General features: G+C 71.4%; 13 protein-coding genes and 2 pseudogenes. 8 read left to right on the top strand and 7 right to left on the bottom strand.

The window, feature by feature from the left end; genetic code table 11:
* Nucleotides 1–23: 23 nt before the first annotated feature.
* The gene (locus SLINC_RS05910) at nt 24–1,265 is read right to left on the bottom strand and encodes a Cmx/CmrA family chloramphenicol efflux MFS transporter (protein ID WP_067427620.1); all 1,242 of its coding nucleotides are present in this window, start codon (nt 1,263–1,265) and stop codon (nt 24–26) included.
* 168 nt (nt 1,266–1,433) lie between these two features.
* Between SLINC_RS05910 and SLINC_RS05915 the strand changes: the two genes are divergently transcribed.
* From SLINC_RS05915 to SLINC_RS05935, 5 genes and pseudogenes are all read left to right on the top strand, one after another.
* A complete protein-coding gene (locus SLINC_RS05915) occupies nt 1,434–2,324 on the top strand; it encodes a helix-turn-helix transcriptional regulator (RefSeq protein WP_067427622.1) in 891 nt (296 codons plus the stop codon).
* A gap of 200 nt (nt 2,325–2,524) precedes the next feature.
* Nucleotides 2,525–2,881, top strand: a pseudogene (locus SLINC_RS05920) (ATP-binding cassette domain-containing protein); the annotation flags it as partial.
* 130 nt (nt 2,882–3,011) lie between these two features.
* Complete coding sequence (locus SLINC_RS05925) at nt 3,012–4,625, top strand: ABC-F family ATP-binding cassette domain-containing protein (protein ID WP_067427626.1); 1,614 nt, start codon at nt 3,012–3,014, stop codon at nt 4,623–4,625.
* Between the two features lie 102 nt (nt 4,626–4,727).
* Nucleotides 4,728–5,291: a CGNR zinc finger domain-containing protein gene (locus SLINC_RS05930; protein ID WP_067427628.1), complete on the top strand. Its 564-nt coding sequence runs from the start codon at nt 4,728–4,730 to the stop codon at nt 5,289–5,291.
* A 125-nt stretch (nt 5,292–5,416) separates the two neighbouring features.
* Nucleotides 5,417–5,806 carry a hypothetical protein gene (locus SLINC_RS05935; RefSeq protein ID WP_225988260.1) on the top strand — a complete coding sequence of 130 codons (390 nt, stop codon included), beginning with the start codon at nt 5,417–5,419 and terminating at the stop codon, nt 5,804–5,806.
* A gap of 36 nt (nt 5,807–5,842) precedes the next feature.
* Here the strand turns inward: SLINC_RS05935 and SLINC_RS05940 are convergent, their stop codons facing one another.
* Complete coding sequence (locus SLINC_RS05940) at nt 5,843–6,601, bottom strand: class I SAM-dependent methyltransferase (protein ID WP_067445071.1); 759 nt, start codon at nt 6,599–6,601, stop codon at nt 5,843–5,845.
* A gap of 72 nt (nt 6,602–6,673) precedes the next feature.
* Between SLINC_RS05940 and SLINC_RS05945 the strand changes: the two genes are divergently transcribed.
* On the top strand, nt 6,674–7,207 hold the full coding sequence (locus tag SLINC_RS05945) for a winged helix-turn-helix transcriptional regulator (RefSeq protein WP_067427631.1): 534 nt from the start codon (nt 6,674–6,676) through the stop codon (nt 7,205–7,207).
* Between the two features lie 100 nt (nt 7,208–7,307).
* On the opposite strand, the gene SLINC_RS05950 is transcribed toward SLINC_RS05945, so the two are convergent.
* The 3 genes from SLINC_RS05950 to SLINC_RS05960 all read right to left on the bottom strand — a co-directional run bounded on the left by SLINC_RS05950 (nt 7,308) and on the right by SLINC_RS05960 (nt 10,000).
* Nucleotides 7,308–8,087 (bottom strand): 3-oxoacyl-ACP reductase family protein, encoded by a 780-nt coding sequence (locus SLINC_RS05950; protein WP_067427632.1) that lies wholly within the window; start codon nt 8,085–8,087, stop codon nt 7,308–7,310.
* Between the two features lie 2 nt (nt 8,088–8,089).
* On the bottom strand, nt 8,090–9,040 hold the full coding sequence (locus SLINC_RS05955; protein WP_067427637.1) for an NmrA/HSCARG family protein: 951 nt from the start codon (nt 9,038–9,040) through the stop codon (nt 8,090–8,092).
* A 159-nt stretch (nt 9,041–9,199) separates the two neighbouring features.
* A complete protein-coding gene (locus tag SLINC_RS05960) occupies nt 9,200–10,000 on the bottom strand; it encodes a GNAT family N-acetyltransferase (protein ID WP_067427639.1) in 801 nt (266 codons plus the stop codon).
* A gap of 255 nt (nt 10,001–10,255) precedes the next feature.
* On the opposite strand from SLINC_RS05960, the gene SLINC_RS05965 reads away from it, so the two are divergent.
* Complete coding sequence (locus tag SLINC_RS05965) at nt 10,256–11,104, top strand: alpha/beta fold hydrolase (protein ID WP_225988261.1); 849 nt, start codon at nt 10,256–10,258, stop codon at nt 11,102–11,104.
* Nucleotides 11,105–11,136: 32 nt separating this feature from the next.
* Here SLINC_RS05965 and SLINC_RS05970 read toward each other — a convergent pair whose 3' ends face one another.
* Nucleotides 11,137–11,517 carry a (R)-mandelonitrile lyase gene (locus SLINC_RS05970; protein WP_067427641.1) on the bottom strand — a complete coding sequence of 127 codons (381 nt, stop codon included), beginning with the start codon at nt 11,515–11,517 and terminating at the stop codon, nt 11,137–11,139.
* Nucleotides 11,518–11,600: 83 nt separating this feature from the next.
* Nucleotides 11,601–11,831, bottom strand: a pseudogene (locus SLINC_RS05975) (carboxymuconolactone decarboxylase family protein); the annotation flags it as partial.
* Between the two features lie 320 nt (nt 11,832–12,151).
* Between SLINC_RS05975 and SLINC_RS05980 the strand changes: the two are divergent.
* Nucleotides 12,152–12,586, top strand: a complete 435-nt coding sequence (locus SLINC_RS05980; protein ID WP_237281989.1) for a TetR/AcrR family transcriptional regulator — start codon at nt 12,152–12,154, stop codon at nt 12,584–12,586.
* Nucleotides 12,587–12,602: the final 16 nt, after the last annotated feature.

Raw genomic sequence — 12,602 nt, forward strand, 5'->3', positions numbered from 1 at the left:
CGGCTCATGTCCGAGACGACGCGTCACAACGGCCGGTCGTGGCCGGCGTATAGGGAGACGGTGGTGGCCCGGGCCCCGTCGACGGCGGTCGGGGCGGAGCGGGACGTCGTACGCCGATGGCGGTGGGTGAGGTGCCGGTCCAGCAGGGTGTTCGCGAGTGCTGCCAGGGCGAAGGCCGCGCCGACCCAGCCGATGCCCGCCGGGCCGGGACCCGCGTCGATGGCCAGGCCCGAGACCCAGGGAGCGACGGCGATGCCGACATTGAAGGCGGCGATGTTCATCGCCCCGCCGAGCGTCCTGGTTTCGCCCAGGATGCCGAACACCCGGGCGTTGACCGCCGGGTTGGTGGCGAATCCGCCGGCCGCGAGAAGGACCACGAGCGGGATCACCACCGCGGGGATCTCCGCGGTCGGCGCGAGTGCGGCGGCCACCACCGCGACCGTGCCCATGCCGGTCAGGAGGACGCCGAAGGGAGCCCGGTCGCCCGTGCGGCCGCCCACGATGAGGCCGGCCAGCGCACCCGCTCCGTACAGTCCGAGCACCACCGGGACGAGCCTTTCCGGGATGCCCGTGACGTCCTCCAGGAGGGCGCCGAGGTAGGAGAAGACCGCGCTGGTGGCGGAGATCGTCAGCGCGGTGGTGGCGTAGGCCCTCCACAGCCGGGGCACGGCCAGGGACCGGAGTTCGGTCCGCAGCCCCGGCCGCGCGGCGGTGGTGTCGCGCCCGGCGGGGAGGGCGAGCAGTACCGCGGTCGCGGACAGCGCGGTCGTCGCGGCCACCGCCCAGAACGCCGCCCGCCAGTCCGCGTGCTGGGCCAGCAGGGTGCCGGCCGGAACGCCGAGAATCATGGACAGGCTCAGCCCGGCCACGACCACGGACATCGCCTTCCCACGCCGGTCGGCGCTCACGAGGGAGACCGCGGTGACCGAGGCCAGCGCCCAGAACCCGGCGTACGCCATGCCCGTGACCGCCCGCATGGCGAGCAGGAAGCCGAAGTGCGGCACGAGCGCGGCGGCCGCGTGCCCGGCGACGAACACCGCCTGGAAGCCCACGAGCGCCGCGCGGCGGGGCAGCCCCAGGGTGGCCAGGGTCAGCAGGGGTGCGCCGATGACCATGCCGACGGCGAACGCCGAGACCAGCAGGCCCGCCTCGGACAGGGAGACATCCAGGTCTGCGGCCAGGGCGGGCAGCAGCCCGGAGAGCATGAACTCCGAGGTGCCCTGGGCGAACGTGGCGAATCCGAGGACGTGGACGATGAAGGGCATGGTGGGGTGCTCCGTACTCCGGGACTGCCGTACTTCGGGACTGTCGTGCTCTCCAGGCTGGTGCCGCCGGAAGGCGGGTCGGTCCGCACAAGTGGCCCAGCCGTGCCTGGGTCCGGCTGGGCCACCCTGGGCGGGATGGCGGGCCCGCCCCGCGCGAATACTGGAGGGATGGACCGGAACGCCGAGTTGGGAGACTTCCTGCGCACCCGCCGGGCGCGCCTGAGCCCGGGGGACGCGGGTGTGGTCCCGGGCGGGGGCGTGCGCCGGGTACCGGGCCTGCGCCGCGAGGAGGTCGCCAGCCTGGCCGGGGTGAGCGCTGACTACTACACCCGCCTCGAACAGGGCCGCCACCCGCACGTCTCCGAGGCCGTCCTGGACGCCGTCGCCCGCGCCCTGCGCCTGGACGACGACGAACGCGACCACCTGTTCAACCTCGCCCGCCCCCGCACGCCCCGCTCACGGCGTCACCGCCGTCCGGAACGTGTGCAGCGGGCACGGCCCGAGGTGCACCGGATGCTCGATGTCCTGAACGGCGTCACCGCGGCCTTCGTCACCAACCACCGGCAGGACGTACTGGCCGCCAACCCGCTGGCCAGGGCCCTGATCACCGACTGGGACGAACTGCCTTACCGCGACCGCAACTTCGCCCGCTACGTCCTCCTCGACCCCACCGCCCGCGAGCTGTACACGAACTGGGACGAGGTCGCCGAACGCGTCGTCGCCGATCTGCGCCTGGTGGCCGGACGCCACCCCGACGACGCCCGGCTGAACGAACTCATCGGCGAGGCGATCGTCAAGGTGCCGGAGTTCGGCGCCTGGTGGGACAGCCATCGCGTGGCCCTGTGCGCCTACGGCACGCAGCGCTTCCACCACCCGCTGGTCGGCGAGTTCGCCCTGCACCACGAGACTCTCACCCTGCCGTCCGACCCGGACCAGGCCCTCTGCGTATACACCGCCGAACCCGGCTCCCCCTCCGCACAGACCCTCGCCCTCCTCGCCAGCTGGAGCGCCCCTCCAACCCTCCGAGGGCACCTGCCGAACGAGCGGGGTGGCTGTTAGGCTCCCGAGGACGTTGTTCGTGCATCGAGGAGACACAGACGTGGTGGGTGAAGACGACATCTCCGGGTGAGATCCGGATCTGACGGCCACCGGACGCGCTTTCAGGAGCGCCGCCGACGTGGCCGGTTCGTCGTACCCCTTTGCCCACGTCTGCCCAGGGCGGGAGTCTGTCCGCCCGCAGCCTTCTTGAGGTCTTCTCCATGTCCGACGCCGCCGTCGTCTGCTCGCATCTCTCCTTCGCCTGGCCGGACGACACTCCGGTCTTCGACGACCTGTCCTTCACCGTGGCCACCGGCCGCACGGGCCTGGTCGCACCCAATGGCTCCGGCAAAAGCACCCTGCTCAAGCTGATCGCCGGGGAACTGAAGCCCGCCGTCGCCTCGGTGGCCGTCGGCGGCACCCTGGGGTACCTCCCGCAGACCCTCCCCCTGACCGGCGATCCCACCGTCGCCGAGGTGATCCGCGCCCAACTACTCAGGCGTCCCGACGTATTGCTGCTCGACGAGCCGACCAACAACCTCGACCTGGCCGGCGTGGGCCAGTTGGAGAGCGCGCTCACGGAGACCGGAGCCCCCGCGGTGTGAGCCGCCGGCCTGTCCAGTGGCCCGCGTCCGCGGCCGAGTGCCCGGCGGGCCGACCACCGATCACACCTGTGTCGACCACCGATCCCACCTGTGAGGGAGACTCGTGCCCCAGCCCGCTCTGCTCGCCCACGATCTCGTCCGCAACCTGGGCGGCCGCCGCGTCCTCGACGGCATCTGCCTGACCGCCTCCCCCGGCCACCGCATCGGCCTGATCGGGGAGAACGGCGTCGGCAAGTCCACCCTGCTGCGCGTGCTCGCCGGCGTCGACGAACCCGACGCCGGAAGCGTCACCCGCCCCGCCGAACTCGGCTTCCTGCACCAGGAGATGCCGTACGACGCCGACGCGACCATCGCCGCGGTGCTGGACGACGCGCTGCGCGAGGCCCGTGAGGACCTCGCCGAGCTGGACCGGCTCGGCGAGGAACTCGGCCGCGTCCCGGCGGACGATCCCGGCCACCAGGAGCTCCTCGACGCCTACGGCAGGCGCCTTGAGCTGGCCCAGGACCGGGAGTCCTGGGACGCCGACCGCCGCGCGGCCCTGGTCCTCGACGGCCTGGGCCTCAGCTCGTTCGGGCACGACCGCACACTCGGCTCCCTCTCCGGCGGACAGCGCGGCCGGCTGGTCCTGGCCGCGCTGCTCGTCCGGCGACCGCCGGCGCTGCTGCTCGACGAACCCACCAACCACCTCGACGACGGCGCCGCCGCCTTCCTGGAGGAGCAGATCCGCAACCTGCCCGGGACCGTGGTGCTCGCCAGCCACGACCGGGCTTTCCTCGATGCCGTCTGCACCGACCTGATCGACCTCGACCCGGCGGTGGACGGCCCGGTCCGTTACGGCGGCAACTACAGCGCCTACCTGTCCGAGAAGCACGCCGAACGGGAACGCTGGGAGCGGCGGTACGCCGAGGAGCAGGAGGAGCTCGCGGAGTTGCGGCACGCGGCGGGGGTGACCGCGCACCGGGTCGCGCCGGACCGGGGGCCGCGCGACAACGAGAAGATGGGCTACGCCCACCGGGGAGGTCGGGTGCAGAGCCAGGTCTCCCGGCGGGTCCGCAACGCCACCCGGCGGCTGGAGGATCTGGAGCGCACCCGGGTCGCCGAACCGCCCCGGCCGCTGCGGTTCGCCGCTGGGGAACTCGCCGCCCGAGCGGAGGAGAGCCCGCGGCCCGTGGTGTCCCTGTCCGACGTGCGGGTGCCGGGCCGGCTGGCGCTGGACACCCTGGAGGTGGCGGCGGCCGACCGGCTGCTGGTCACGGGCGGCAACGGGGCGGGCAAGTCCACGCTGCTCGCCGTGCTCGCCGGCCGTCTCCCGGCCCAGGGCGGGATCGACCGGCGTCCCGGGCTGACGGTGGGGCTGCTCACCCAGGACACCGAGTTCGAGCGTCCCGACCGTACGGTCAGCGACACCTACGCGCTGTCGCTGGGCCCGGAGCGGGCTGAGAAGGTGCCGTTGGGCTCGCTCGGTCTGATGCACGAGGCGGACCTGGACAAGCCGGTCGGACAGCTGTCCGTGGGGCAGCGCCGACGGCTCGCGCTGGCGCTCCTGGTGGCCCGTCCGCCGCAGCTGCTGTTGCTCGACGAACCCACCAACCACCTGTCCCCTCGTCTGTGCGACGAGCTGGAGGCGGCTTTGGGCACCGGTCCGGGTGCGATCGTGGTCGCCAGCCACGACCGCTGGCTGCGCCGACGGTGGCAGGGCCGCGAACTCCGGCTGTGACGGCGAGGCACGCGCGCTCACGCCCCCGCCCGGAGGGGCGGGGCCTCCCCGCAACGGTGACGCTCCTTGCCTCCCGCAATAGTCACCAGTCAAGATGGTGATGTGAATCTCGACCATGTTTTCGTATGCGGACACCCGGCCCTCGACTTCGCGGCCACCCTCCGCGCCCGGCGCTCGACGCGGTTCGAGATGTTCGTGACGCCGGAACGGCTGAACGCCTGGTATCTGGAGTCCGGACTCGTGGACACGATCACGCCCGGCAAGGAGGACGACGTCCGCGGGGCGATCACCGTGCGCGAGGCCGTCTACCGGCTCGTCACCGACCGCCGCCTCGGCGAGGAGTTCGACCGGGAAGCACTCGCCGTCGTCAACGCCGCCGCCCGCAAGGCCCCCGTGACGCCGCAACTCGCCCCGAAGGGCCGGCAGACCGACGCGACGCCGGCCCAGACGCTGGCGACCGTCGCCCGGCAGGCCGTGGAACTGCTCGGCGGACCGGACGTCCCTCTGATCAAGGAGTGCGGCAACCCCGAGTGCACCCGGGTCTACATCGACCGCTCCCGGGGCATGCGGCGCCAGTGGTGCGGCATGGAGTCCTGCGGCAACAAGTTCAAGGCGGCCGCCTACCGCTCACGCAAGAAGACCGCGCCCTCCGCGCCCGCAAGCTGAACACCCCGCCGAGGCCGGTGGGACAGGGATAGGGTGACACCTATGGGAAACACACGTTCGACAGGGCCGACGGGCTTCAGGTAGCCCGCCAGGAGATACCTGGCGGTTGCCGCGAACGGAGTCCCGTGACCCGCACCGCCCACCATCTGCCCCCTTCACGCAGTCGGAAGACACCCGACCACTCACCGGGAAAGCCCTGGCGTTCCGTGGTCCTCCACGACCTCAGGTACAGCGCGCAGAGCTTCACCGACGCGACACGAGAGTCCAGAAGGCCTCAACCTCGCCGTGTCCGCCGCACGGTGGCCGTCTACTCCTTCCCCCGGCATCGGCGGGACGGCTCCGTCGCCGAGTGGTCCGCGCTGGAGGAGCGCCGGGCGCGACAGCGGCTCCGGGCCCAAGTGGGCACTCTCCTGCGGCTGGTGAACGCCACCACCGGCGAACTGGCGCTCGATGCCGCGGACACCGTGGACATACCTCCGGCACGCCATCGGCGCAGCTCGCTCTGGCTCGCGTAGCACCGCGGACGACCTGACGACCGGACTGCCGGACGGCTAGCGGCGGCGGGCGTGGCCGAGATAGGTGACGACGGGCCTGCCGTCGGGTTCGAGGACGAAGTCGGTCATCGTCGGGATCGCCGCATCGGTGATCTTCCCGCTCCGGCGGGCGACGACGGCACGCACGAGGCCGAGGACGCTCCTGGGCTTGAAGGAGCAGATGCCCTCGCCGCGCAGGCCGTTCGCGGCGAGCGCGGCCTCGACCTCGTCGGGCGTACGCAGCCGCGCGGCCGCGTAGCGCCGGCGGGGCATGATCCGCGTGAACGGCACCGCCTGGAAGGCGCCGAGATAGATCAGCCGGGATACCGGTGTGCGGTTGACCGTGTCGTAGAACAGCACACCGTCGGGTCGCAGCAGGCGGGACGCGTGCGCGAGGACCCCGTCCAAGTCGTCGGTGATCTCGAAGGTGTCGGTACAGAAGACGACGTCGAAGGATGCGGCGGTGAGGCCGGGGTCCTCGGCCGGGGCGGTGGCGTACTCGACGCGCTCGCCCTGGGCCTCCTGCCGGGCCAGGGCCGTGGCCTTCGGGGAGGGGTCGAGCGCGACGACCCGGAAGCCGAGGTCCGCCAGGCCACGGGCGAGGAGGCCGCGTCCGCCGCCGATGACCAGGGCGTCTCGGCCGGCGGTGTCGATGCCGAGCCGGCGCAGGGTCGAGGTCAGGTATTCCAGGCGTACGTCCTGGAAGGTGAGGGCCCGGATATGGCGGCCGTCGACCGCGTCGGGGGCGGGCGAGTCGAGTTCGACGATCGGAGTCACGGCGTCCTCCCCAGTGGGTTTCCCGAGGAAACCCACCCTAGTCTCCTTAAGGAACCTGGGTACCCTGGGACGGTGACCAGAACCTCGCTCGCCGACGTCGCGTGCTCGATCGCGCGCGCGTCCGACCTGTTCGCGGACGCGTGGACGGCACTGATCATGCGGGACGTCCTGACGGGGGTGACCCGTTTCGACGATCTCGCCCGCGATCTGGGCATCTCGCGCAAGGTGCTGGCGGCCAGGCTCTCGCGACTGGTGGCGGAGGACGTCCTGACCCGCGAGCGCTATCAGGACCACCCGCCGCGCGAGCACTACGTCGCGACCGAGAAGGGCGAGGAGCTGTATCCCGTGCTGCTCGCGCTGATGCGGTGGGGCGACCGCTGGTACGGCCAGGAGTCCGGACCGCCCGTGCGCATCCATCATCTGGAGTGCGGCCACGACACCGAGCCGGTGACGGTGTGCGGGCACTGCGGCCACGCGCTCACCGTCGACACCACCACCCAACTCCCGGGCCCCGGCGGCCGCGTGGGCCCGGGCACCCAGGTGATCGGGCCCCTGGTCGCGGCCAGACGGCCACCCGAACAACCACCGACGGTTCCCAAGAGGTAGACGTGCAGCGCGTGGCCCGGCAGCGCCACGAACACGAGCGCCACCGGGACCACACGCCGAAGCGACTTGCACGCGGAGGGCGTCCTGGGCGGAAGGCGTCCTAGACGGTGAAGCCGCCGTCGATACTGATCGTCGCACCCGTCAGAAAGGCCGACTCGGGCCCGGCGATGTAGGCGATCAGACCGGTCAGTTCGCCGGGAACCGCGTACCGGCCCGCCGGGGTCAGCCGGGTCATCACCTCGGCGAGTTCGCCGTCGTGCGGGTTGGACTCGGTGTCGACCGGGCCGGGCTGGACGTTGTTCACCGTGATCGCCCGGGGCCCCAGTTCCCGGGCCAGCGCCCGGGTGAATCCACCGACGGCCGCCTTGGAGAGGGCGTACAACGTGCCGTACGGAATCGGGATCCGCTCGGCGTAGACACTGCCGATCGAGATGATCCGGCCGCCGTCCCCCATGTGCCACAGCGCTTCCTGAGTGGCCACGAACATGGAGCGCACATTGACCGCGACGGACTGGTCGAAGTCGTCGAGCGTGAGCTCGTCGAGCGGCCCGAAGGCACCACCACCCGCGTTGTTCACGAGGATGTCCAGGCGACCCCACTCCTCGACCGTCCGCCGGACGGTCGCCCGGACCGCCTCGGCGTCGGTGGCGTCAGCTCTGATCGCCACAGCCCTGCCGCCCTCGGCCGTGATCTCCGCGACGACCTTCTCGGCACGCTCGGAGGAGGCGTTGTACGTGAGGGCCACGGCCGCGCCCTCGCGGGCCAGACGGCGGGCGATGGCCGCACCGATGCCGCGGCTCGCAGCGGTGACCAGGGCGGCTTTCCCGGTGAGCGGTAAGCCCGTGGCGCTGTCACGACCCGACGTGGGTGTGCGGCTCATGCTCAACCCACCTGGATCCGGGAGCCGTTCTCGGCCAGCCAGGTGTCGAAGTCCTTCAGCGCCGGGTTGATCTCCCGCAGCCGGTCCAGGTCGCGGGCGCCGGTGAACTCCTGGTCGAAGTCGCCGTAGTACTGGAACATGTTGGCGATCTCTTCGCCCGCCGGGACGCCCAGGGAGCGGAAGACGTCGTAGGGCACCGACTGGAAACGCACCGGCTCGCCCAGTACGGCCGCCAGCTTCTCGGCGTACTGCGCGCCGGTCAGGTGGTCGCCGGCCAGGCCGATGGTGTGGCCGATGAACTCCTCGCCGGACTTGAGGATCGCGTAGGCGGTGCGGCCGATGTCGTTGACGTCCACACCGGACAGCAGCTTGCCGTCCTCGAACGGCAGGGTCAGCGTCAGCACGCCGTCCTCGGCCCGCTTGGGCGCCATCACCGACAGGAAGCCCTGGAAGAAGAAGGTGGTGTTCAGGAACGTGGTGGGCACCCCGGCCTGCCGGAACAGTTCGTTCGCCTCGCCCTTGACGTCGAAGTGCGGCACGTTGTACTTCTCCTGGAGCACCGGCATCCGCTCGTCCTCCAGCGGCAGCAGCTCCCGGGTGTCCTCCAGCGTCGACCACACCACGTGCTTCAGGCCGGCGCCCTTCGCGGCCCGCACCAGGGTCTCGACCTCCTCGGCCTCCTTGGCCGCCGAACCGTGCGCCCAGAAGTTGGTGACCAGGAAGGCACCGTAGGCACCCTCGAACGCCCGGTGCACGCTCGGCTCGTCGTAGAAGTCCGCCCGCACCACCTCCGCACCGAGCTCCGCGAGTTCCTTGGCGGCCGGCGAGTCCGGGTTCCTGGTCAGCGCGCGCACCGCGAAACCCGAGTCCGGATCGGCCAGGATCACCCGCGCGGCACCGCCGCCCTGCGCACCCGTGGCTCCGGCGACCGCGATGACCTTCTTCTCGCTCATGACACCTGCTCCTGCCCCAAGAAGGGAAACGTTGTTGACGCATCAACTACAACACACATCAGTTGATACATCAACCACGCGGCCGGTATTCGGCGCTCCATGGCCACATCGCGCCCCCGCCGCCCCTGCCGTCCGCCGACAGGCGTGGCGAGTGGCGGGTCAGCCGGCCAGTCCGTAGAAGCGCATCGGTGAGTTCGGCTCGAAACCGATGCGCGGGTACACGGGCGCACCGGCGACGGTGGCGTGCAGGGTGGCCCGGGTCAGCCCGGTGGCGCGGGCGCCCTCGTACAGCGCCTTGCGCGTCACCGCCTCGCCGTAGCCCCGACGCTGCGCGTCCGGATCAGTGGCGACGAGTACGACGAAGAGCCGGCCCTCCGCCTCGATCGTCGCGGCGCAGGCGACCGGGACACCGTCCCGCAGGGCCAGGTAGGCGTAGACCTCCTTCTTCCACAGCGTGGAGCCGGCGATGCCGTCGCGGCCCTGCTCCAGGGGGAAGCCGTAGGCGCGCGAGTTGAGGTCCGCGTAGGCCCGCAGGTGTTCGTCGGTGGTCACGCGCTCGAAGGTCAGGTCCCGATGGTGGGGCTCGGGGACGGGCAGCAGGTCGCCGGCCATGCCAGTGCCCGGGAAGGCGTAGGCCAGGCCCGCGCGCCGGGCCGCCTCGTCCAGCGCCGCGCGTGCGTCGTCCGCGAGCAGGTCCTCGAACAGCCACAGGAAACCCGGCTGCTTCTTGGACCGCATGATGTCGGCCGCCTGGCCAAGACGCTGTCCCAGGAGTGCCGCGTCCGCGCCGACATCGGTCAGTGTCACCGCGTTCCAGAAGGCGAAGCGGCAGTCGGCCCAGCGGACGGCGACGCCCGGCAGATCCCGTACGTCCGCGTCCTGGTCCCGGTCGAGCACCATGGCGCGCCAGACCGTGGAGAGCTGTGCCACCGATTCTTCCGCGGCCGCCAGTTCCGTCACCGCAAACCCCCTCGTCGTGTCGTGTGCGCGATGTCCCGCGCCGGATACGCCGGATACAACGTGCTCCGTCGGCCAGAAGTTCGGCCCCACGGTCCCTTCCGGACTTCCGGACTTCCGCAGGACGCGGCTCTGTTATGGCGGGCGCTCCACGGGTACGGGGCCAGTCTCCCTGTCCCACCAGCGCAGGAGGCGAGAACGATCGACACTGCGGCCCCCAGGACCGTGCACCGATACGCGGACGTCGACGGAATCCGCGTGTTCTATCGCGAGGAGGGTCCCCCGGACGCGCCCGTCGTGCTGCTCCCGCACGGCTATCCGTCCTCCTCGTTCCAGTTCCGCGCCTTCATGCCGGCCCTCGCCGACCGGTGGCGGCTCGTGGCGCCCGACTTCCCCGGCTTCGGCTACAGCGACACCCCCGACCCGGCCGGCTTCTCGTACACCTTCGACGGGTACGCCGGGTTCCTGGAGCGGTTCACCACCGCGCTGAACCTCCAGCGGTACGCCCTCTACCTGCACGACTACGGCTCACAGATCGGGCTGCGGCTGGCCATGCGCGCCCCGGAACGCGTCGCGGCCCTCATCGTCCAGAACGGGGACATCTACGAGGACGAGCTCGGCCCGAAGTACAAGGGGCTCCGCGAGTACTGGGAGCACCCGACCCCCGAGGGGAGGGCGCGGCTGCTGGAGGCCGTGACCGAGGAGGGGCTGCGCGACGAGTTCGTCGGCGAGATCGACGAGCGGCTCGTCGAGCGGATCAGCCCCGACCTGTGGAAGCTGTCCTGGCCCCTGCTGGACTCCCCGCGACGGCGCGAGATCATGGTCGGGCTGATGGAGGGGCTGCGGGAGAACCTCGACTGGTTCCCGAAGTACCAGGAGTACCTGCGGGAGCACCGCCCTCCGACGCTGATCGCCTGGGGGCCCCAGGACGGCTACATGCCCGAGGGCGCCGCCCGCGCCTACCTGCGTGACCTGCCGGACGCGGAGCTCCATCTGCTCGACGGCGGGCACTGGCTGCTGGAGACCCACCTGGAGGAAGTCGTCTCCCTGGTACGGGACTTCCTCGGCAGGGTGCACGGACGGCAGCCGGCCCGGTCCGGACCCTGACGGGCCGCCCGCACGCCGTTGACGTTGACGCGTCAGCCGGCGTACTCGGTGTCGCTGACGTGTTCGAGCCAGGTGACGTCGTCGGTCTCCCACAGCGCGATGTGTGTCATGAAGTGGTCGGGGGCGGCGCCGTGCCAGTGCTCCTCACCCGGTGGTGTCCAGATCACGTCGCCGGGACGTGCTTCGAGGATGTCGCCGCCGCGGGACTGGATGAGGGCGATGCCCTCGACGACGTAGAGGGTCTGGCCCAGGCCGTGGGAGTGCCAGGCCGTGCGGGCGCCGGGCGCGAAGTGGACCGCGTTGGCGCGGGCCCGGGACGGCTCCTCACCGCGGTGGATCACGTCGGCCCACGCGTCGCCGGTGAACCATTCGGCCGGCAGCTTCATCGTCGGCTGCTTCTTCAGCAGTTCCATGCAAAGGCTCCTTCGTTCACGCCGGTTCGTTCTCGCCGGCCGGGTTCCGGGGGTGCGGCCCAGTGAGTGGCGCCGCGGGATGTTCAGGCGGAGGGCTGCCGGTCCGTGACCTGCTTGAGCTGCTGGATCGCGGTCATCGCGTTGGGCCGGCCCGCGTAGAACGCCAAGTGCGTGATCGCCTCGGACAGTTCCTCGACACTCAGTCCGTTCTCCAGGGCCTTGCCCAGGTGGTAGGGGAGCTGTTCGGCGCGGTACAGCGCGGCCAGCACGCTCACCGTGACCAGGCTGCGGTCCCGCGCGGACAGCCCGGGGCGCGGACTGCTTCGCCATGTGATGACTCCTCACCTTGTGATGTGCCGAACACGATCCGGCGGGTTCGGCTGCCTCAGTGGACTCGTGGGGGGGACCGTCGGAACCCGGATCGCTCCTCACATGTCACATCAACGTGCTGCTTGGCGGCTGGAGCTGCACATGAACGAGGCGACAGGTACCTGTAGTTCCACACGGCCCCGACTGGACTCGGTGCGGTGAGAGCCGATGCCGCACGCAATCTGGAAGCCGTCCTGACCACCGGCGCGCGCATGCTGGCGCCGATCCGGGCGCGAGCATCGCGAGCATCGCCGCCGAAGCGGGCGTGGACCGGCGCACCGTCTACCGGCGCTTCGCCTCGCGCGAAGACCTCCTCGCCGCCATCTACGAAGCCCGCCTGACCGCCATCGAGCACGCCATCGAGGACGCGCGACTGCGCGAGGCACCCGTCACCGTCGCCCTGCACCGCTACGTCGAGAACATCGTCGCCGTCAACCGCACCTGGCCGGTCGATCTCACCCGCATGCTCGCCGACGAGAGCGTCCACGCCCGCCGCGACGCCTCCGTTCGCGAGGTCGACATGTTCCTCCGGCGTGCCACGGACGAGGGGCTCCTGCGCCCCGGCCTCCCCCAGGGGTGGGCGAGCGCGCTGCTGCCCCAGCTCATGCACCTGGTGTCCCGGGAGATGCCCCACCTGAGCCACGGGCAGGCGGCGAACGTCGTCGTGGACACGCTGCTGCGCGGCCTCGGGACGCCCTGACGCGGAGTGCGAGGGC

The sequence above is a fragment of the Streptomyces lincolnensis genome (assembly GCF_001685355.1).
Taxonomy (GTDB): Bacteria; Actinomycetota; Actinomycetes; order Streptomycetales; family Streptomycetaceae; genus Streptomyces; species Streptomyces lincolnensis.

What these genes read in the sequence shown, in the direction of transcription:
- SLINC_RS05970 (WP_067427641.1), bottom strand. Translation starts at nt 11,517, where the DNA reads ATGGAACTGCTGAAGAAGCAGCCGACGATGAAGCTGCCGGCCGAATGG.
- SLINC_RS05910 (WP_067427620.1), bottom strand. Translation starts at nt 1,265, where the DNA reads ATGCCCTTCATCGTCCACGTCCTCGGATTCGCCACGTTCGCCCAGGGC.
- SLINC_RS05950 (WP_067427632.1), bottom strand. Translation starts at nt 8,087, where the DNA reads ATGAGCCGCACACCCACGTCGGGTCGTGACAGCGCCACGGGCTTACCG.
- SLINC_RS05915 (WP_067427622.1), top strand. Translation starts at nt 1,434, where the DNA reads ATGGACCGGAACGCCGAGTTGGGAGACTTCCTGCGCACCCGCCGGGCG.
- SLINC_RS05955 (WP_067427637.1), bottom strand. Translation starts at nt 9,040, where the DNA reads ATGAGCGAGAAGAAGGTCATCGCGGTCGCCGGAGCCACGGGTGCGCAG.